Source organism: Microbacterium paludicola, assembly GCF_015235415.1.
Lineage (GTDB): Bacteria > Actinomycetota > Actinomycetes > Actinomycetales > Microbacteriaceae > Microbacterium > Microbacterium paludicola.
In genome coordinates this window covers 50424-68037 of sequence record NZ_JADGLL010000007.1, presented here as the reverse complement: position 1 = coordinate 68037, position 17614 = coordinate 50424, and the positions used below count along the sequence as shown (strand labels likewise).

The window sequence follows — 17614 nt, the reverse complement described above, 5'->3', positions numbered from 1 at the left end:
CGCGGGCTGTCGCTTGCGCTCCATCCCTTGACGGGGGTCGCGTTGACGAGGTGGTCGGCAGTCGCTTCGCTCCACGCTCACTTCGTTCGCAAGGGGCAACGGCCGAGGAACGCGAAAGCCCCGTTCCTCGGGAACGGGGCTTCAGCGCAGGGAGAAATCAGCCCGTGAAGGTCTCCACCTTGACGATCTCCACGGCGATCTCCTTGCCGTTGGGCGCCTGGTAGGAGGTCTTGTCGCCCTCCTTGAGGCCGAGGATGGCGGCGCCCAGCGGCGACTGCTCGCTGTAGACGTCGAGGTCGGTGCCGCCGGCGATCTCGCGGCTGCCGAGCAGGAACCGCTCCTCGTCGCCGAGGACGAGCGCCGTGACGACCGTGCCGGGCTGGACCGTGCCGTTCGACTCCGGCGCCTCGCCGACGACCGCTTCCTTCAGCAGGGCCTGGAGATTGCGGATGCGCATCTCGATCTTGCCCTGCTCGTCCTTCGCGGCGTGGTAGCCGCCGTTCTCCTTGAGGTCGCCCTCCTCGCGGGCGATCTCGATGCGCTTGGCGATCTCCTCGCGGCCGGTGGTCGAGAGCTCCTCGAGCTCGGCGGCGAGACGGTCGTAGGCCTCCTGCGTGAGGAAAGTGACCTGGGCATCGTTGGACACGATGTGCTCCCTTCGATGGACGGAGATAGTGCAAGACGCCCCGGCGTATTGCCGGGGCGTCAGTGAGATCTGTGGCTCAGACTACGTGACCCAGCAGGATTCGACCAAACCCGTGGTCGCCTCCGCGACGGTCGGCACCGTCTCGGTGTGGCGCATCCGGTGGTCTCCGTCGCCCTCGTACTGGACGATCTTCCAGCCGACGACACCGAACTCCTTGTCGAGCGCCTGCACGGCGCAGGCGACCGAGCGACCCTCCGGGGCGGTGAGCTGGAACGACACCTCGACGGTGTGCTCGTCGCGCACCTCGTAGCCGAGGCCGTCGACCGAGACCGCCTCGACCGAGTTCGACACGGCGGTCCAGCCGAGCCAGCCGATCCCGAGTGCCGCGACGGCGATGAGGGCGCCCCACAGCAGGCGGCGGCGCACCGGCCGCGCCGTGCGGCCGTAGCGGTCGTCGAGCTCCGCCTGGGTGGTCATGGATCTCCATCGGTGAGGGCCCGGGCACTGTCAGGCAGCACGCCGGCGCGAAAGTAGGCTTAGTGGTTCCAGGCTAGAACAGGAGCCACCCATGCACGCTCTCGCGGCGACCCCCCTTCCGACGCCCACGCCGACGGTCGATCCGCAGCTGGTGACGCCCGGACCCGAGGGCTTCACGGTGATCGCGATCCTCGTCGTGCTGGTCGCCCTGCTTGTCGCCGACATGCTGCGCCGGGTGCGCCGCACGCGCTACCGCGCGGAGGCGAACGAGGCTCTCGACGCCGAGGAGGCCGCCGCACGCGGGGAGACTCCCAGCGATTCCGAAGACGACCCCCGCTAACCTCCCCTCGGCCCGGACGGACACCCTCCCCTCACGTTCCGGCACGTCCGGAGGACGAGGGTCACCACGATGAATTCGCGTATGCAGAGGTTCGCCGGCCTGGGCATCATGGGCCTCACGCTGGTCGCGGCGGGTGCGCTGTGGTTCGCGCTCGTCGCGGCACGTCCCGCGCCCTTCGGCCGGCTGCAGACGCTGCAGCTGGGGGAGTGGACCATCCGGTACGACCCGCAGGGGCCCGCCCTCGCGCTCGTCGGCGTCGGCGTGCTGGTGGCGGCCATCGCCGGCGTGGGCATCACGGTGTACGAGGACGTCGTGCTCACGAGGGCGCGCCGCAGCTCGCCCCGCGCTGAGGGCCGGCCGCTGGCCCCTCGGCGCATCATGGCGGAGACGCGGGGCGTGTTCGCGGGTGAGGTCACCGTCACGGTGGTGATCCCCGCGCACAACGAGGAGCACCATCTGCCGGCGACGATCGCCTCGCTGCGCGCTCAGACCACGCCGCCCGAGCGGATCGTCGTCGTCGCCGACAACTGCTCGGACGGCACGGTCGAGATCGCCCGGCGCGCCGGGGTGGAGGTCTTCGAGACCGTCGGCAACCAGCACAAGAAGGCGGGTGCGCTCAACCAGGCGCTCGCGCGCATCCTGCCCGAGCTCGGCGCCAACGACGCCGTGATGGTGATGGATGCGGACACGCGCCTCGCGTCGGGCGTGTTCCTGGAGGTCGCGCGGCGCCGGATGACCGACGACCGGGCGCTCATGGCGGTGGGCGGTCTGTTCCTCGGGGAGGAGGGGCACGGGCTGCTCGGTCAGCTCCAGCGCAACGAGTACGCGCGGTACACCCGCGAGATCGAGCGGCGCCGGGGCAAGGTCTTCGTCCTGACCGGCACCGCGACGGTGTTCCGGCCCGCGGCACTGCGCGTGGTCGCCGCCTCGCGGGGAACGCTGCTGCCGGGCGTCCACGGCGACGTGTACGACACCCTCGCGCTGACCGAGGACAACGAGCTGACGATCGCGATCAAGACGCTCGGGGGGCTCATCGTCTCGCCGAACGAGTGCACGGTGATCACCGAGCTCATGCCCACGTGGCGGGCGCTGGCGCGGCAGCGGCTGCGATGGCAGCGCGGCGCGATCGAGAACCTCGCCGCGTACGGGGTCACCTCGACCACTGTGCGCTACTGGGCGCAGCAGATCGCGATCGGCTACTCGGTGATCGCGCTGACCGCGTACTTCGCGCTGCTGGCGCTCATGATCGTCTCCATCGACCAGTGGATCTGGTTCCCGTTCTGGATCGGGCTGGGCGTCGTGTTCGTCGCCGAGCGGCTGGTCACCGCGTGGCGGGCGGGGTGGCGCGGGCGGCTGCTGGCGCTGCTCGTGGTGCCGGAGCTCGTGTTCGACCTCGTGCTCGACGTGGTGTTCGTCCGGGGAATCCTCGACATGACGTTCCGGCGAGAGGCGACGTGGGCCCACGTGCCCGCAGCGGCATCGGCGGGGGCGGCATCGTGATCGCGGCGGGCGCGCTCGTCGTGCAGACGGGGTTCCTGCTTCCCGAGTCGATCCTTCACAGCGACGAGGTCGCGGTGCTGGCGGCATTCGTCGCCATCAACACACTGCTGTATCTGACGCTCGCGGCGGTGAAGATCCTGCCGAGGCCGCGCCTTTCGTGGCGGGGGCGCTCGCGGCGTCGCGAGACCCGCGGCATCTACCCCGACGGACCGACCTGAGCGCCGGAGGCGTGCGTGGTCGTCAGGCGGCGAAGGCGGCGGGAAGGCCGTATCGGAATCCCTGGGCGTAGTCGATCCCGGCCTCGGTGATGACTCGCGCGTGCAGATCGCTCTCGACACCCTCGGCGAGCGTCTTCGCTCCCACCTGGCGCGAGGCCGCGACGAACTGGTCGAGCTGGCGACGGGCCGCACGGCGGTCGCATGCCGCCCAGACGACGCTCTTGTCGATCTTGACGATCTCGGGACGCAGGATCGAGATCCACTCGATGCAGGCGTGCTGCGAGCCGGCGTCGTCGATCAGCAGCAGTGCGCCGAAGTCGGCGACGCGGCGCCGCAGCGCGCCGTCGGGGTCGATCTCGGAGGTCTCCGCGAGCTCCAGGCCCCAGCGTCGGCCGCCGGGGAGCATCCCGTCGAGCTCGGCGGAGGCGATCGTGGTCGCCGAGGCGTTGATCGTCACCAGCAGATCGCTCGGGATGACGTGGGATGCCTCGACGGCGCTGCGCATGAGCGTCAGCTCGAGCTCGCGCAGGCGGCCCGCGGCGCGCGCGCGGGCGAGGTGCTCATCCGGCGCGACGCCGTCGGCGAACCGCGCGAGCGCCTCATAGCCGATCACGTTCTCCGAGTGCGCGTCGACCAGGCACTGGAAGTGGATGTGGTGCTCGGGGCCGCCAGTGCCCTCGTGCGCCGTCATCGAGGTCATTCTCCTGCTCTCGTCTCAGCTCCCCGGGTACCGACTCTACCTGGCAGTGCGCGGGAAGTGAGCGCACGAAGTATGCAGACGAATGGGGACGGCATCCGCTAGTCTGTGCGCGTCGAGCGTGGGCACCCGAGCCAGCGCGTCGATGGCCGGCTGCCCGAGCCGGTGCCCTGGAGAAGACCGCATGTCTCGTTCCGTCGACCATGCCCTCGGCCCTGCCGTAGGCAGAATCCGGCGCGCCCTCCGCCGCCAGTCGAACTTCTCGGCGACGACGGCGCTGGGCGCCGGATACTTCGCCGTGCTCATCGCCGCGCACCTCGTGATGCATCCCCACGGGTCGCTCGAGACGACCGCCGAGATCGCGCAGCTTGTGCTGTGTCTGCTGGGCCTCGCGTGGGCGCTCGCCGCCGGGCGCCGGCTGCCGCGGTGGGCAGGCCTGGTGCTGATCGGCGGCGTCGCGGCCGGCATCGCGGTCGCACAGTTCGCGGCCTCCGACCTGGGCGGTCTGCTCAGCACCCTGTTCCTGGTGCCTCTGCTCGCCGCCTATCTCGGATGGGGGTTCCGGCCGCGCGCCGCGCGCATCATGCTGAGCGCGATCGTGGCCGTGACCACCGTCGCGGCGCTCGTCAACCCGTCGCTGCGCGATCCGGACCCCGTCGTCGCCTGGGCGAGCGTGTACGCCGCGCTCGTCAGCGTGTTCACGCTGGAGGTGTCGATCGCGCTGGTCCGCGGGCTGCGGCGCGCGCTGCGCACCGATCCGCTGACGGGCACCCTCAACCGGCGGGCGCTGCGTGCGTACGTCCGCGCGCACCGGCGCGAGGGGCTCTGGGTGATCGGGATCGACATGGACGGCCTGAAGCCCTACAACGACCGGCATGGCCATGCCGCGGGAGATCTGCTGCTGCGCGACAGTGCCCGCTCCTGGCAGGAGGTGATCGGCGAATCCGGCGTCGTCGGGCGCTGGGGCGGCGATGAGTTCGTCGTCGTCGTGCAGGCGCCGGACGAACAGGCCGCCCGCGCCGTTCTGGGCCGGCTGCGCGCCGCGTCCCCGCACCGCTTCAGCGCCGGCGTGGCCAAGATCCTGCCGAACCGCGGACTCGACCACGCGGTCAAGGTCGCCGATGGCGACCTGTACCGCGACAAGCGGCGCGCCCCCGGCCGGGTGCCCCGCACCTACCCGCGCCGGATCGCGCTGCCGGCGCCCGATCCGGCCGAGGCGCGCCCGCCGCGGCAGACCGCGTACACGATCGTGTGCATCGCCGCCGCAGGGCTCTTCGTGCTGAGCGGCCTGGTCGACCTGCTCGGGGTGCAGGCCGCGCTGAGCGTCGGCCTGTCGGTCGCCGACGTGGTCATCGGCCTCCTCACGGTCGCGGCCGCGCTGGCCTTCGGCCACCGCCTTCCCCGCTGGGCGGTGCTCGCCTGGGTCGTCCTCGTGGCGGCCACGACGTTCGGCCACATCTCCGCGATGGCGGGGCCGGTGCCGCTCGTCGAGGGGATCCTCGGGCTGCAGCTCGTCGCCGCGATGCTCGGCTGCTTCTACCGGCCGGGCACGGCGCGCGCGTTCCAGCTCGTCGTCGTATCGGCCGTCGGGGCGGGTCTGCTGTTCGCGGACCCGGACGTGCTCGGGATCATCGGGCCCGGCCCGGTGATCATCGGCATCCCGACGTCCCTGTTCCTGCTGGAGGTCGTGCTGCGCGTGCGGCTGCGACTGCGCATGCTCGCGCAGACCGACGAGCTCACCGGTGCCCTGAACCGCCTCGGCTTCGAGGAGCGGCTGCAGGCCCTCGCCCGGCGGTCGCGCCGCCGGGGCACGCCCCTGGCGGTCGTGGCCGTCGACTTCGACGACTTCAAGCGGCTCAACGACGATCACGGGCATGCGCGCGGAGACGGCGCGCTGCGGGCCGCGGTCGCGCTGTGGCGCGATGGGCTCCGCGAGACGGATGTGATCGGCCGGATCGGCGGCGATGAGTTCCTGATCGCGCTTCCCGGGGCCGACACCGCGCGGGCCGCGGCGATCATGCAGCGACTGCGCGCCGAGGCGGACGACTCCTGGTCGTGGGGCGCCGCGACGCTGCGCCAGGAGGAGCAGGTCGAGGACCTGCTGCTGCGCGCCGACCGGGCGCTCTACGCGGCCAAACGCCGGCGCCCGCGGGCCAGGGGAACCACGCGACAGGTGCCGCTGCAGCCGTTCTGATCTGCCGGAGATCCCGCAGCGGCGGGATCAGGCGGGACCGTTGAAGGCCGGTTCCAGGGCGATCAGCAGGGCGCCCGTCCAATGGCACAGGAACGCCAGCACGGTGCACACGTGGAAGATCTCGTGGAAGCCGAAGTGCCCGGGCCACGGGTTCGGGCGCTTCAGGGCGTAGACGACAGCGCCGCCCGAGTACAGCAGGCCGCCGACGATGACGAGCACCATCATCGCCGGATTCGCCTCGAACAGGTCGACGAGGTACATCACGGCCGCCCAGCCGAGCAGCAGGTACAGCGCCACGTACAGCCAGCGCGGCGCACCGATCCAGAACACGCGGAACAGGATCCCCAGCAGCGCGCCCGACCACACGAGCACGAGCAGCAGCATCCCCTTGTCCGGCGGCAGTGCGAGCACGGCGATGGGCGTGTAGGTCCCCGCGATCAGCAGCAGGATGTTCGCGTGGTCGATCCGCTTGAGGACGAGCTTCGTGCGCGGGCTCCAGTCGAACCGGTGATAGACGGCAGAGTTGCCGAACAGCAGCAGCGACGACGCCATGAACACCGCGGACGCCCACTTCGCGGGGCCGCCCTCGGCGAGGACGATCAGCACGATTCCCGCGATGATCGCGACCGGGAAGGTGGCCGCGTGGATCCAGCCGCGCCATGTCGGCTTGATCTCGACCGGGGCGTCATGCTCGGCCGCGTCGAACAGGGGCAGCTGGGGTACGCCGTCTGCGGAGGTCGGGTCGTCGTCGCGCGCGTGCGTCATGCTCCGAGCGTACGGCGAGATGCATGCCCTAAGCGGCACGGGCTTGCCCGGCCCGGCCCCGCCCGCAGGGGAGAGCGCTGGGCGCGGAGTAGCGTATTGACGTGCGAACCATGAGGCAGGCCGAAGGCCGCGGGCCGCTGTACCGGCTGTACAGCTCGCGGCTGCGGCACCAGATCTCTCCCGAGAACGTGCCGCATCACGTCGCGATGGTCATCGACGGCAACCGACGCTGGGCGCGGCAGCTCGGATATGACTCGGTCGCGCACGGCTATCGCGCCGGCGCGGCGAAGATCATCGAGTTCCTCGGCTGGTGCGACGAGCTGGGTATCAAGGTCGTGACGCTCTACCTGCTCTCGAACGACAACCTGCGAAAGCGCGATTCGGCCGAGCTGGCCGACCTGATCGACATCATCGCGGGCCTCGCCGGAGACCTGGCGGACAGCGGCGACTGGCGCGTGCAGCATGCCGGGCGCGCTGAGCTGCTGCCCGACAACCTGGCGACCGCGCTGCGCGATGCCGAGGACCGCACGCGCGCTCACACCGGTCTTCACGTGAACCTCGCGGTGGGGTACGGCGGGCGGCATGAGATCGTCGACGCGGTGCGGAGGATCATCGCGCGGCACGGCGAGCGCGGCGGCACACTCGAAGAACTCGCCGAGAACCTGACCCCCGAGTCGATCGGCGAGCACCTGTACACGGGTGGCCAACCCGATCCGGATCTGGTCATCCGCACGAGCGGCGAGCAGCGCCTGAGCGATTTCCTGGTCTGGCAGAGCGCGCACAGCGAGTTCTACTTCGTGGAGGCGCTCGGCCCCGACCTGCGTGAGGTCGACTTTCTGCGCGCGATCCGCGACTACGCGACGCGCGACCGCCGTTTCGGCGGCTGATCGGGGACTCGGCGGCGGCCTGACAGGTGCGCCTGCCAGAATGTCGGTGTGATCGGCACCATCGACGACTTCCGGGCAACGTTCGCTGTCGAACCCGGCTATCTGAACTGGGCGGCGTTCGGCCCGCTCAGCCCCGCCGTGCGCGACGAGGCGCTCGCCGACCTCGAGCTGCTCGGCACGGGGCGCACGAGCAGCATCGCGCACGTCGCCGAACGCGAGGGCGAGGCGAGGGCGCTGCTTTCGCGCCTGCTCGGCGCGGCGGACGACGAGGTCACCCTGCAGCCGTCGTCGACCTACGGCCTGATGCATGCGGTGTACGGCCTCGCGGGTGGCATCCTCGCCTCGCCCGCCGAGTTCCCGAGCATCCCCACCGCCATCACGCGCGCCGCCGACGCCTTCGGGCTGGTTCATCCGCAGTGGCTGAGCGCGCCCCACGGGTTCGTGACCCCGGATGCCGTCGCCGAGGCGGTCGACGACGAGACGGTCGCGCTGGCGGTCAGTCACGTCGACTTCCGCACCGGCTACCGCGCCGATCTGCGCGCGCTGCGCGAGGCGATCGGGCCCGACCGGCTGCTCATCGTCGACGCGGTGCAGAGCTTCGGGGTGGTCGACGCCGACTGGCAGGCCGCTGACGTCGTGTGCGGCCACGGCTATAAGTGGCTGCGCGCGGGGCGGGGCACCGGCTTCGCCTGGTTCGGCGCGCGCGCCCGGGCGCGCATCGCCCCCGTGCTGTCCGGCTTCCGCGGTGCCGAGGGCGGCATGACCGTGGACGCGGTGCCGATGCCGGCGTCCTCCGCCCAGGCCTACACGGTGAGCGGTGCCGATGCGCTGGTCGGCGCGGGGGCCCTGGCCGTCGCGCTCTCCGAGATCGAGGCCGTCGGCGTCGACGCCGTCGAAGCGGCGCTCAGCGAGCGCACGGAGCGCGTGATCGAGATCGCCCAGCGGCACGACATCCCCGTGGTGACGCCGCTCGACCCGGCCCGCCGCGCGGGCGTCGTCGCGCTCGAGCCGGAGAACGCCGCGGCGCTCGGAGCCGAGCTCGCCAACCGTGGCGTGGCGGTGACCGCACGGGCGGGGACCGTGCGCGTCGCGCCCCACGTGGGGACCGACGACGAGACGCTCGGCCTGTTCGAAGAGGCCTGCGCGGCGTTCGCACAGCAGCGGTCCTGACGCGCCGACGGCGGTCGCGGATCCGGTTCATCTGTTCGTAACGAATGACACCCTTGTAATTCGGTCGGTTGCGGACGTACCGTGTGGGCAACGGGTAAGGCGCCCGTTCGAGTCGGCCATCAAGGATCGCGACTCGTGGCCCCCAGGTCGACTCGTTGAAGCCGGGCAAGGTACCCGGGTCGGGAGTGGGGCGTGACCAACACGATGTCTCAGCAGGCCAGCAGCCGCAGCACCACCGCACGGCGCAAGGCCGCTTCACACGAATCCGCGCAGAGCCTGCGCACCTACGTGCTCGACACGTCGGTGCTGCTGAGCGATCCGCGGGCGTTCTTCCGCTTCGCCGAGCACTCCGTCGTCATCCCGGTCGTGGTGATCTCGGAGCTCGAGGGTAAGCGTCACGATCCCGAGCTCGGCTACTTCGCCCGGCAGGCGCTCCGCCACCTCGACGAGCTCCGAGTGGAGCACGGCCGTCTCGACTTCCCGGTTCCGGTCGGTGACGGCGGCACGCTGCGCGTCGAGCTCAACAACACCGACGCGACCGTGCTGCCGAGCGGCATCCGGCTCGGCGACAACGACAGCCGCATCCTGGCGGTCGCGATGCACCTGGCGCAGGACGGCCAGGAGGTCACCGTGATCTCCAAGGACATGCCGATGCGCGTGAAGGCCGCATCCCTCGGCATCGCCGCGGAGGAGTACCTCGCCGAGCAGGCCGTCGACTCCGGATGGACGGGCATCGCGACGCTGCATCTCTCGGGCGACGACATGGCCGACCTCTACGAGAGCGAGGTCGCCTCCCACGAGGACGTCCGCGGGCTTCCCATCAACACCGGGCTCGTCATCCAGTCGGAGCGCGGTTCCGCCCTCGGCCGGGTGTCGGGGGACTCCGAGGTGCGGCTCGTGCGCGGCGACCGCGACGTGTTCGGACTTCACGGCCGCTCGGCCGAGCAGCGCATCGCCATCGATCTGCTCCTCGACCCGGAGGTCGGCATCGTCTCGCTCGGCGGACGCGCGGGAACCGGCAAGTCGGCTCTGGCCCTGTGCGCGGGCCTCGAGGCGGTGCTCGAGCGGCAGCAGCAGAAGAAGATCATCGTCTTCCGCCCGCTGTTCGCCGTCGGCGGCCAGGAGCTCGGCTACCTGCCCGGCGACCAGGCCGAGAAGATGAACCCGTGGGGCCAGGCCGTATACGACACGCTCGGCTCGGTCGTCTCTACCAACGTGCTCGACGAGGTCGTGCAGCGCGGCATCCTCGAGGTGCTGCCGCTCACGCACATCCGCGGGCGCTCGCTGCACGACGCGTTCGTGATCGTCGACGAGGCGCAGTCGCTCGAGCGCAACGTCCTGCTCACGGTGCTGAGCCGCATGGGGCAGAACTCGCGGGTCGTCCTCACGCACGACGTCGCCCAGCGCGACAACCTGCGGGTCGGCCGCCACGACGGCATCGCGAGCGTGATCGAGAGCCTCAAGGGCCACGGGCTGTTCGGTCACGTCACCCTGACGCGGTCGGAGCGCTCGGCGATCGCGGCGCTCGTCACCGACCTGCTGGAGTTCGGCGAGCTGGCCTGATCCGACACCACGAGCGGCCCGGATGGCGATCCATCCGGGCCGCTCGTGCGTGTGCGGCACGCCATCGAGCGTGCGTTCAGTAAAATCTCAGCAAGCGGCCAATGACGGCCGCCTTTCTTGCGTGTGCCGATGAAGGAGTCCCCACATGTCTGACACCAGAGCCCGGACCCGAGAGCGGGCGCTCCCGCCCGTCGCGGTCGACGACAAGCCGAAGTGGACGCCGCTGAAGATCGCGATCTGGGCGGTCATCGCCATCCTCGGCGGCCTCGGCTGGACGATGCTCGCGATCGTGCGCGGCGAGACGGTGAACGCAATCTGGTTCGTCTTCGCGGCCGTCGCGACGTATCTGATCTTCTACCGCTTCTACTCGAAGTACATCGAGCGGCTCATCGTCCGCCCGGACGACAGGCGAGCAACGCCCGCCGAGTACAAGGCCGACGGAAAGGACTACGTCCCGACCGACCGTCGCGTGCTGTTCGGCCACCACTTCGCGGCCATCGCGGGCGCGGGCCCGCTGACGGGCCCCGTGCTCGCCGCGCAGATGGGCTACCTGCCGGGAACGATCTGGATCATCGTGGGCGTCGTGCTCGCGGGCGCGGTGCAGGACTACCTCGTGATGTTCTTCTCCATGCGCCGCGGCGGACGCTCGCTGGGCCAGATGGCGAAGGACGAGCTCGGACGCTTCGGCGGCGCGGCCGCGATCCTCGCGACGCTGCTCATCATGATCATCATCACGGCGATCCTCGCCCTCGTGGTGGTCAACGCCCTCGGCGACAGCCCGTGGGGTGTCTTCTCGGTCTCCATGACGATCCCGATCGCGCTGTTCATGGGCGCGTACCTGCGCTGGATCCGTCCCGGCCGGATCGCCGAGGTCTCGCTGATCGGCTTCGTCCTGCTGATGATCGCGATCGTCGCCGGGCAGTACGTCGGCGCGAGCGAGTGGGGTCAGGCGATCTTCGGCCTCGACCGGACCGCCATCGCCTGGGGGATCATCATCTACGGCTTCATCGCCGCCGTGCTCCCCGTGTGGATGCTGCTCGCCCCGCGCGACTACCTGTCGACCTTCATGAAGATCGGCGTGATCGTGCTGCTCGCCGTCGCGATCCTCTTCGTCCGCCCCGAGATCGACGTTCCCGCGTTCAGCATCTTCGCCGGCGGTGAGACGGGACCGGTGTGGCCGGGAAGCCTCTTCCCGTTCCTGTTCGTCACGATCGCGTGCGGCGCCCTGTCGGGCTTCCACGCGCTGATCTCCTCGGGAACCACGCCGAAGATGGTCGAGAAGGAGAAGCAGACGCGCTTCCTCGGCTACGGCGGAATGCTCATGGAGTCGTTCGTTGCGATCATGGCGCTCGTCGCCGCGATCTCGATCGACCAGGGGCTCTACTACGCGATGAACTCTTCCGCCGCGGCCACCGGCGGCACTGTCGAGGGAGCCGTCGCGTTCGTCAACAGCCTGGGCCTGACCGGGGTGAACGTCACCCCGGAGCAGCTCACGGGAGCGGCGTCGAGCGTCGGCGAGGAGTCGGTCATCTCCCGCACGGGTGGTGCGCCCACGCTCGCATTCGGCCTGGCGAACATCCTTCACCAGTGGCTCGGTGGCGCATCGTGGATGGCGTTCTGGTACCACTTCGCGATCATGTTCGAGGCGCTGTTCATCCTCACCGCCGTCGACGCGGGCACGCGCGTCGCGCGCTTCATGCTGCAGGACTCGATCGGCAACATCATCCCGCGCTTCAAGGACACGTCGTGGCGCGTCGGCGCATGGGTCTGCACGGCGATCATGGTCGCCGGCTGGGGCGCGGTGCTGCTGATGGGCGTGACCGACCCGCTGGGCGGCATCAACACGCTGTTCCCGCTGTTCGGCATCTCGAACCAGCTGCTCGCCGCGATCGCCCTGGCGATCGTGATGGTGATCATCGCCCGCCGGCGCACGTTCAAGGGCCTGTGGGTCGTCGCCGTGCCGCTCGCGTTCGTGACCGTGGTCACGTTCACCGGCTCGTGGCTGAAGATCTTCTCGTCTACCCCGGCGGTCGGCTACTGGGCGAACCACGTGAAGTTCCGCGACGGCATCGCCGACGGCAGCTACGTCGACTTCGCGCCCGGCGCGGACGAGGCGGCCAAGCTTGCAGCCGCGGAGGCGACGGTGCGCAACACCGCGGTGCAGGGAACGCTGTCGATCGTGTTCCTGCTGCTCGCGGCGATCGTCATTGCCGTCGCGATCATCCAGGTGGTCAAGGCGTTCCGCGCGACGGAGGTCATCGACAACGAGGATCCGGCCGTGCCCTCCCGGCGGTTCGCCCCGGCGGGCCTGATCGCCACGGCCGAGGAGCGCGCGCTCGTGAAGGAGTGGGACGCCCTCCCCGCGGAGCAGCAGCCGGCCCGTGGCCACTGACGCGGTGGACCAGACCCGGTCCGGGGCCCTCGCGGCCCTGGGCCGGGCCTGGCGCGGCCTCGTGTGGTTCGCCCGGGGCGTGACGGGGGAGGCGAAGTACGACGCGTATGTCGCCCACGAACGCGCCGCGCATCCGGATCGCGATCCCATGACGGCCAAGGAGTACTGGCGCTGCGTGTACCGCGAGCAGGACGCGAACCCCGGGGCGCGCTGCTGCTGATGACGGCGGAGCACATCGCCACGAACGACGTGGACGAGAAGGAACTCGCCGCGGCGACGCCGGACGAGCTCCTCGCCGCGATCGACCGGGTCGCGGCGCTGGTCGCCGAGGTGGAGCGAGCGATCGACCGCTGACGACCGCTCACGCGACGGAAGGGCCGGAGGACGATGTCCTCCGGCCCTTCCGTCGATCAGGAGCGGATCAGCCCGCGTGCGTCATCGAGAGCAGGTCGAGCTTCTCGCCGAGCTGCGCCTCGGTGAGCTCGCCGCGCTCGACGTAGCCGAGGTCGATGACCGCCTCGCGCACCGTGATGCCCTTGGCGACCGCGTGCTTGGCGATCTTGGCGGCCGCCTCGTAGCCGATGAGCTTGTTCAGCGGCGTCACGATCGAGGGGCTCATGCCGGCGAAGGCGGCGGCGCGCTCGAGGTTCGCCTCGAGGCCCTTCACCGTCTTGTCCGCGAGCACGCGCGAGGCGTTCGCGAGCAGGCGGATGGACTCGAGCAGCGCCGTGCCCATCACGGGGATGGCGACGTTGAGCTCGAACGAGCCGGATGCGCCCGCCCAGGCGACCGTCGCGTCGTTTCCGATTACGCGGGCGGCGACCATGAGGACGGCCTCGGGGACGACGGGGTTGACCTTGCCCGGCATGATCGAGGACCCGGGCTGCAGGTCGGGGATGTGGAGCTCGCCGAGGCCGGTGTTCGGGCCGGAGCCCATCCAGCGCAGATCGTTGTTGATCTTGGTGAGCGACACCGCGATGGTGCGGAGGGCACCCGACGCCTCGACGAGACCGTCGCGGTTCGCCTGGGCCTCGAAGTGGTCCTTCGCCTCGGTGATCGGCAGGCCGGTCTCGGCCGCGAGCAGCTCGATGACCTTCTGCGGGAAGCCGAGGGGCGTGTTGATGCCGGTGCCGACGGCGGTGCCGCCGAGCGGCACCTCGGCCACGCGGGGGAGTGCCGCCTCGACGCGCTCGATGCCGAGGCGCATCTGGCGCGCGTAGCCGCCGAACTCCTGGCCGAGCGTGACGGGGGTGGCGTCCATCAGGTGTGTGCGGCCCGACTTGACCGCGTCCTTCCAGAGCACGGCCTTCTCCTCGAAGGCCGTGGCGAGGTGGTCGAGCGCCGGGACGAGGTCTTCGATGAGCGCCTGGGTCACGGCCACGTGAACCGACGTGGGGAAGACATCGTTCGACGACTGCGACGCGTTCACATGGTCGTTCGGGTGCACATCCGCGCCGAGCTTCTGCGTGGCGAGGGTGGCGAGCACCTCGTTCATGTTCATGTTCGAGGACGTGCCGGATCCGGTCTGGTAGGTGTCGACCGGGAAGTGCGCGTCGTGCTGGCCGGTGACGACCTCGTCGGCCGCGGCGGCGATCGCGTCGGCGATCGCGCCGTCGAGGGTGCCGAGCTCCTTGTTGGCGAGCGCCGCGGCCTTCTTGATGCGCGCGAGGGCGGCGATCTGCGTCGACTCGAGGCCCTTGCCCGAGATCGGGAAGTTCTCGACGGCGCGCTGGGTCTGCGCGCGGTAGAGCGCGGACGCGGGTACGCGCACCTCGCCCATGGTGTCGTGTTCGATGCGGTACTCGATCTCGGTCACTTCGTCGTTCCTCCGGTTTGGATCGGGCTCGGGGTTCGGGCCGCGCGTCAGGCGGCGTCGCTGTGCTGGGTGCCCAGGACGACGTCGGGCACGACGGTGCCCTCGGCGAGGCGGTAGTTCGCGCCGACGATGGCAAGGCGGCGCTCGGCGACCGCGGTGCTGATCAGCTCGGAGCGCTGCAGCAGGGCCGTGACCGTGTCGCGCAGGTGCTCGCGGCCGACGAGGTCGGCGTCGACGGTCTCGGGGGTCACTCCGTCGGCCGCGCCCGCGCGGAGCACGCGACGCACGGCGGGGACGATCGGCGCGATCAGGCGCCAGATCGACGGCGGCAGCACCGGCGCATCCGCGTGGGTGCTCTCGATCGCCGCGCGGACGGCTCCGCACGCGTCATGCCCGAGGACGACGATCAGCGGCACCTTCAGCACCTCGACCGCGTACTCGAGGCTGCCGACGATCGAGTCGCCGGCGACCTGGCCGGCGTTGCGCACGACGAACAGGTCGCCGAGGCCCATGTCGAAGATGATCTCGGCCGACAGGCGCGAGTCCGAGCAGCCGAACAGCGCCGCCCGGGGCGTCTGCGCGGCGGCGATCGTGTGGCGGCGCTCGACGTCCTGGTGGGGGTGCTCCGGGGCGCCCGCGACGAAGCGCGCGTTCCCGGCCAGCATGCTCTCCCAGGCCTCGTCGGGGGTCACGTGCGTCATTCACTCTCCTCGGTCAGGGCGCGCACCTGCGGCGCGATCATCTCGGCGATCTCCGCCGTCTTCTTCGGGGTCGAGGTGCCGTACAGCAGGATGTGGTCGGTGCCGGCCTGGGTGCCGAGCGCGTACGTCACGTTCTTGTTGCGCGTCGGATCGACCTCGTACGTCTGCCAGGTGATGCCTCCCGCGACGACCTCGCCGGCGGGTGCCGTGCCGCCGAGCTGCTGTGCGGCCCAGGTCGCATCCGCGTCGAACCCCTGCACGAAGCGCAGGAAGCTCTCGTCGCCGGGGACGTAGAGCACCTCCCAGCGCGGCGTGTCACCGGGGACGACCTTCGCCTCGTTGACGAACCAGCCGTTCTCCTTCGTGGGGGCGGGCAGGTCCGGCAGGATCACCGTGCGCTCGTAGGCGGTGCTCGCGGCGTCGGCCGCCGGCGCGGGATCGACGCTGCGGTGCTCGCCGGGGCCGCCGCGGGGGACGACCAGGACGATGACGACGACGATCGCGAGTGTCACCAGCAGCGCGAAGATGAGGTTCCGGAAGTTCTGGCTCTCGCGGTAGGCCTTGGAGTTCGCGGCCTTGCGGACTGCGGTCTCCTCGGGCGTCTCCGGACGGCCGAGCTCGGCGACGACGCGCGGCTCGCGGGCCATCAGGCGTCGTCTCCGGCCTCGCCCGCGGCCTGCGCGGCCTCGAGGCGGCGCTTGGCGCCCCGCAGCCACTCATCGCAGCGGGCGGCGAGAGCCTCGCCGCGCTCCCACAGGGCGAGCGACTGCTCGAGGGACGGCGCTCCCTGCTCGAGCTCGCCGACGACACGCACGAGCTCGTCGCGCGCCTGCTCGAACGAGAGCGTGGCGACGTCCGGGAGGGAGGTGTCCGAGGTCACGTCCTCCATCCTACTTTCCGGCATCCGACGTCCCGGTCGCGGTGGTCGGGCCCTCCGCGAGCTCTCCGGTCGACGTGGCGCCGATGGATCCGCGATCGAGCGTCACGACGATCGGGGTGCCGGCGGGCGCCTGCTGCGCGTCGCGCAGGATGACGCCGCCGTCGGTGTGCGCGATCGCGTAGCCGCGCGCGAGCGTGGCGGCAGGGGACAGGGCGCGCAGCGACGCGCGAAGCTCGGCGGTGCGCAGCAGCCCCTGCTCGACGCGGCGCTGAGCGAGGTCGCGACCTCGGCTGACGAGCTGCCAGACGTCCTGCGTGCGGGTGCGGATGAGGTGGTCGGGAGAGCGCAGGGCGGGTCGCGAGCGCAGCTGCTCGAGCTGCGCGATGTCGTGCGAGATCCGCTGGGTGAGCCGCATCGTCATCCGCGAGCGCAGCTGCGCGACGATCGCGCGCTGCTCGCCGACGTCGGGCACGACGCGCTTCGCCGCGTCGGTGGGAGTGGACGCGCGGAGGTCGGCGACGTCGTCGAGCAGGGGATGGTCGTTCTCGTGCCCGATCGCGCTGACCACCGGCTTCGTGGCGGCCGCGACCGCGCGCAGCAGGCGCTCGTCGCTGAAGCCGAGCAGGGTCTGCGGATCGCCCCCGCCGCGCGCGATCACGATCACGTCGACCTCGGGGGCCGCGTCGAGGCGCTTGAGGGCCGCCAGCGTCTCGGGGACGCACCGGTCGCCCTGCACGGCCGCGTACTCGGTGCGGAAGCGCACCTGCGGCCAGCGCAGCTCGGCGTTGCGGTGGACGTCCTTCTCGGCGTCGCTGCGCTCGCCCGTGATGAGGCCGATGCAGTGCGGCAGGAAGGGGAGCGGCTTCTTGCGCGCGGCGTCGAACAGGCCCTCGGCCCGCAGCTGGGCGCGCAGCTTCTCGAGGCGCTCGAGCTGCTCGCCGAGGCCGACGTGCCGCATCGCGGACACCTGGAACGAGAAGTCGCCGCCGCGGGGGTAGAAGTCGGCCTTCACGCAGGCGACGACGTGGTCGCCGATCTTGAGGTCGGCGGGCATCCGGTTGCGTGCGCTCGACCAGATCCGGATGGAGATCTGTGCGTCTCCGTGCGCGTCCTTCAGCCGCGCGTACACCGCTCCGGCGCGCACGTTCCACGAGGTGATCTCGCCCTCGACCCAGACCGAGCCCCACCGCTCGATGAAGCCCTTGATCGTCTGGTTCAGCCGGCCGATCGAGGTCGGCGCGTCGGGGGTGGAGTCGCGTGGTGCGACGCTGTCGGGTGGCGGTGCCTCGCCGGGCACCGCCACAGGCTGGAACGACGTCACTTCGGGTCCCTTCGGTCGCTCGGTACGGGCGCATGACGCCCCGGCTT

General features: G+C 70.9%; 19 protein-coding genes. 10 read left to right on the top strand and 9 right to left on the bottom strand.

From position 1 onward, the window contains the following. Nucleotides 1-157: 157 nt before the first annotated feature. Nucleotides 158-646, bottom strand: coding sequence for a transcription elongation factor GreA (gene greA, locus IR155_RS05045; RefSeq protein WP_135113733.1), 489 nt, complete (start codon nt 644-646; stop codon nt 158-160). Nucleotides 647-727: 81 nt separating this feature from the next. Further along, complete coding sequence (locus IR155_RS05040; RefSeq protein WP_135113732.1) at nt 728-1123, bottom strand: DUF4307 domain-containing protein; 396 nt, start codon at nt 1121-1123, stop codon at nt 728-730. Between the two features lie 91 nt (nt 1124-1214). Here IR155_RS05040 and IR155_RS05035 point away from each other — a divergent pair, with 91 nt between their 5' ends. The 3 genes from IR155_RS05035 (at nt 1215) to IR155_RS05025 (ending at nt 3181) form a co-directional block, all read left to right on the top strand. After that, nucleotides 1215-1463 carry a hypothetical protein gene (locus tag IR155_RS05035; protein WP_135113731.1) on the top strand — a complete coding sequence of 83 codons (249 nt, stop codon included), beginning with the start codon at nt 1215-1217 and terminating at the stop codon, nt 1461-1463. A gap of 81 nt (nt 1464-1544) precedes the next feature. Beyond that, complete coding sequence (locus tag IR155_RS05030) at nt 1545-2963, top strand: glycosyltransferase family 2 protein (RefSeq protein WP_228066665.1); 1419 nt, start codon at nt 1545-1547, stop codon at nt 2961-2963. Continuing rightward, entirely contained in the window at nt 2918-3181 is a 264-nt protein-coding gene (locus tag IR155_RS05025; RefSeq protein WP_228066664.1) for a hypothetical protein, read from the top strand. Before IR155_RS05030 ends, IR155_RS05025 begins: the two co-directional genes overlap by 46 nt. A 22-nt stretch (nt 3182-3203) precedes the next feature. Here IR155_RS05025 and IR155_RS05020 read toward each other — a convergent pair whose 3' ends face one another. Next, a complete protein-coding gene (locus IR155_RS05020; protein ID WP_167760707.1) occupies nt 3204-3872 on the bottom strand; it encodes an EAL domain-containing protein in 669 nt (222 codons plus the stop codon). Between the two features lie 190 nt (nt 3873-4062). Here IR155_RS05020 and IR155_RS05015 point away from each other — a divergent pair, with 190 nt between their 5' ends. Then, complete coding sequence (locus tag IR155_RS05015) at nt 4063-6072, top strand: GGDEF domain-containing protein (RefSeq protein ID WP_167760706.1); 2010 nt, start codon at nt 4063-4065, stop codon at nt 6070-6072. 27 nt (nt 6073-6099) lie between these two features. On the opposite strand, the gene trhA is transcribed toward IR155_RS05015, so the two are convergent. After that, nucleotides 6100-6837 carry a PAQR family membrane homeostasis protein TrhA gene (gene trhA / locus IR155_RS05010; protein WP_135113727.1) on the bottom strand — a complete coding sequence of 246 codons (738 nt, stop codon included), beginning with the start codon at nt 6835-6837 and terminating at the stop codon, nt 6100-6102. A gap of 110 nt (nt 6838-6947) precedes the next feature. Here trhA and IR155_RS05005 point away from each other — a divergent pair, with 110 nt between their 5' ends. The 6 genes from IR155_RS05005 (at nt 6948) to IR155_RS16145 (ending at nt 13203) form a co-directional block, all read left to right on the top strand. Beyond that, the gene (locus IR155_RS05005; protein ID WP_135113768.1) at nt 6948-7724 is read left to right on the top strand and encodes an isoprenyl transferase; all 777 of its coding nucleotides are present in this window, start codon (nt 6948-6950) and stop codon (nt 7722-7724) included. A gap of 48 nt (nt 7725-7772) precedes the next feature. Beyond that, nucleotides 7773-8894: an aminotransferase class V-fold PLP-dependent enzyme gene (locus IR155_RS05000; protein WP_233441104.1), complete on the top strand. Its 1122-nt coding sequence runs from the start codon at nt 7773-7775 to the stop codon at nt 8892-8894. 204 nt (nt 8895-9098) lie between these two features. Then, a complete protein-coding gene (locus IR155_RS04995; RefSeq protein ID WP_228066677.1) occupies nt 9099-10457 on the top strand; it encodes a PhoH family protein in 1359 nt (452 codons plus the stop codon). Nucleotides 10458-10602: 145 nt separating this feature from the next. After that, nucleotides 10603-12849: a carbon starvation CstA family protein gene (locus tag IR155_RS04990; RefSeq protein WP_135113725.1), complete on the top strand. Its 2247-nt coding sequence runs from the start codon at nt 10603-10605 to the stop codon at nt 12847-12849. After that, nucleotides 12839-13069 (top strand): YbdD/YjiX family protein, encoded by a 231-nt coding sequence (locus IR155_RS04985; protein ID WP_135113724.1) that lies wholly within the window; start codon nt 12839-12841, stop codon nt 13067-13069. The genes IR155_RS04990 and IR155_RS04985 overlap by 11 nt, the downstream gene beginning before the upstream one ends. Next, on the top strand, nt 13069-13203 hold the full coding sequence (locus IR155_RS16145; RefSeq protein ID WP_265589612.1) for a hypothetical protein: 135 nt from the start codon (nt 13069-13071) through the stop codon (nt 13201-13203). The genes IR155_RS04985 and IR155_RS16145 overlap by 1 nt, the downstream gene beginning before the upstream one ends. 67 nt (nt 13204-13270) lie before the next feature. Here IR155_RS16145 and IR155_RS04980 read toward each other — a convergent pair whose 3' ends face one another. From IR155_RS04980 to xseA, 5 genes are read right to left on the bottom strand one after another with little or no spacing between them, the layout of a single operon-like run. After that, nucleotides 13271-14665, bottom strand: coding sequence for a class II fumarate hydratase (locus IR155_RS04980; RefSeq protein WP_135113723.1), 1395 nt, complete (start codon nt 14663-14665; stop codon nt 13271-13273). A gap of 47 nt (nt 14666-14712) precedes the next feature. After that, on the bottom strand, nt 14713-15366 hold the full coding sequence (locus tag IR155_RS04975; RefSeq protein ID WP_135113722.1) for a carbonic anhydrase: 654 nt from the start codon (nt 15364-15366) through the stop codon (nt 14713-14715). Continuing rightward, nucleotides 15363-16013, bottom strand: coding sequence for a DUF4245 family protein (locus IR155_RS04970; protein WP_135113721.1), 651 nt, complete (start codon nt 16011-16013; stop codon nt 15363-15365). Before IR155_RS04970 ends, IR155_RS04975 begins: the two co-directional genes overlap by 4 nt. Beyond that, on the bottom strand, nt 16013-16255 hold the full coding sequence (locus tag IR155_RS04965) for an exodeoxyribonuclease VII small subunit (RefSeq protein WP_135113720.1): 243 nt from the start codon (nt 16253-16255) through the stop codon (nt 16013-16015). Before IR155_RS04965 ends, IR155_RS04970 begins: the two co-directional genes overlap by 1 nt. Before the next feature lies 1 nt (nt 16256). Next, on the bottom strand, nt 16257-17567 hold the full coding sequence (gene xseA, locus IR155_RS04960; protein ID WP_135113719.1) for an exodeoxyribonuclease VII large subunit: 1311 nt from the start codon (nt 17565-17567) through the stop codon (nt 16257-16259). Between the last annotated feature and the right edge of the window lie 47 nt (nt 17568-17614).

What these genes read in the sequence shown, in the direction of transcription:
- IR155_RS05005 (WP_135113768.1), top strand. Translation starts at nt 6,948, where the DNA reads ATGAGGCAGGCCGAAGGCCGCGGGCCGCTGTACCGGCTGTACAGCTCG.
- IR155_RS05040 (WP_135113732.1), bottom strand. Translation starts at nt 1,123, where the DNA reads ATGACCACCCAGGCGGAGCTCGACGACCGCTACGGCCGCACGGCGCGG.
- trhA (WP_135113727.1), bottom strand. Translation starts at nt 6,837, where the DNA reads ATGACGCACGCGCGCGACGACGACCCGACCTCCGCAGACGGCGTACCC.
- IR155_RS05020 (WP_167760707.1), bottom strand. Translation starts at nt 3,872, where the DNA reads ATGACGGCGCACGAGGGCACTGGCGGCCCCGAGCACCACATCCACTTC.
- IR155_RS05035 (WP_135113731.1), top strand. Translation starts at nt 1,215, where the DNA reads ATGCACGCTCTCGCGGCGACCCCCCTTCCGACGCCCACGCCGACGGTC.
- IR155_RS05030 (WP_228066665.1), top strand. Translation starts at nt 1,545, where the DNA reads ATGCAGAGGTTCGCCGGCCTGGGCATCATGGGCCTCACGCTGGTCGCG.
- IR155_RS04990 (WP_135113725.1), top strand. Translation starts at nt 10,603, where the DNA reads ATGTCTGACACCAGAGCCCGGACCCGAGAGCGGGCGCTCCCGCCCGTC.
- IR155_RS04970 (WP_135113721.1), bottom strand. Translation starts at nt 16,013, where the DNA reads ATGGCCCGCGAGCCGCGCGTCGTCGCCGAGCTCGGCCGTCCGGAGACG.
- IR155_RS04965 (WP_135113720.1), bottom strand. Translation starts at nt 16,255, where the DNA reads ATGGAGGACGTGACCTCGGACACCTCCCTCCCGGACGTCGCCACGCTC.
- IR155_RS16145 (WP_265589612.1), top strand. Translation starts at nt 13,069, where the DNA reads ATGACGGCGGAGCACATCGCCACGAACGACGTGGACGAGAAGGAACTC.
- IR155_RS04975 (WP_135113722.1), bottom strand. Translation starts at nt 15,366, where the DNA reads ATGACGCACGTGACCCCCGACGAGGCCTGGGAGAGCATGCTGGCCGGG.
- IR155_RS05015 (WP_167760706.1), top strand. Translation starts at nt 4,063, where the DNA reads ATGTCTCGTTCCGTCGACCATGCCCTCGGCCCTGCCGTAGGCAGAATC.
- IR155_RS04995 (WP_228066677.1), top strand. Translation starts at nt 9,099, where the DNA reads ATGTCTCAGCAGGCCAGCAGCCGCAGCACCACCGCACGGCGCAAGGCC.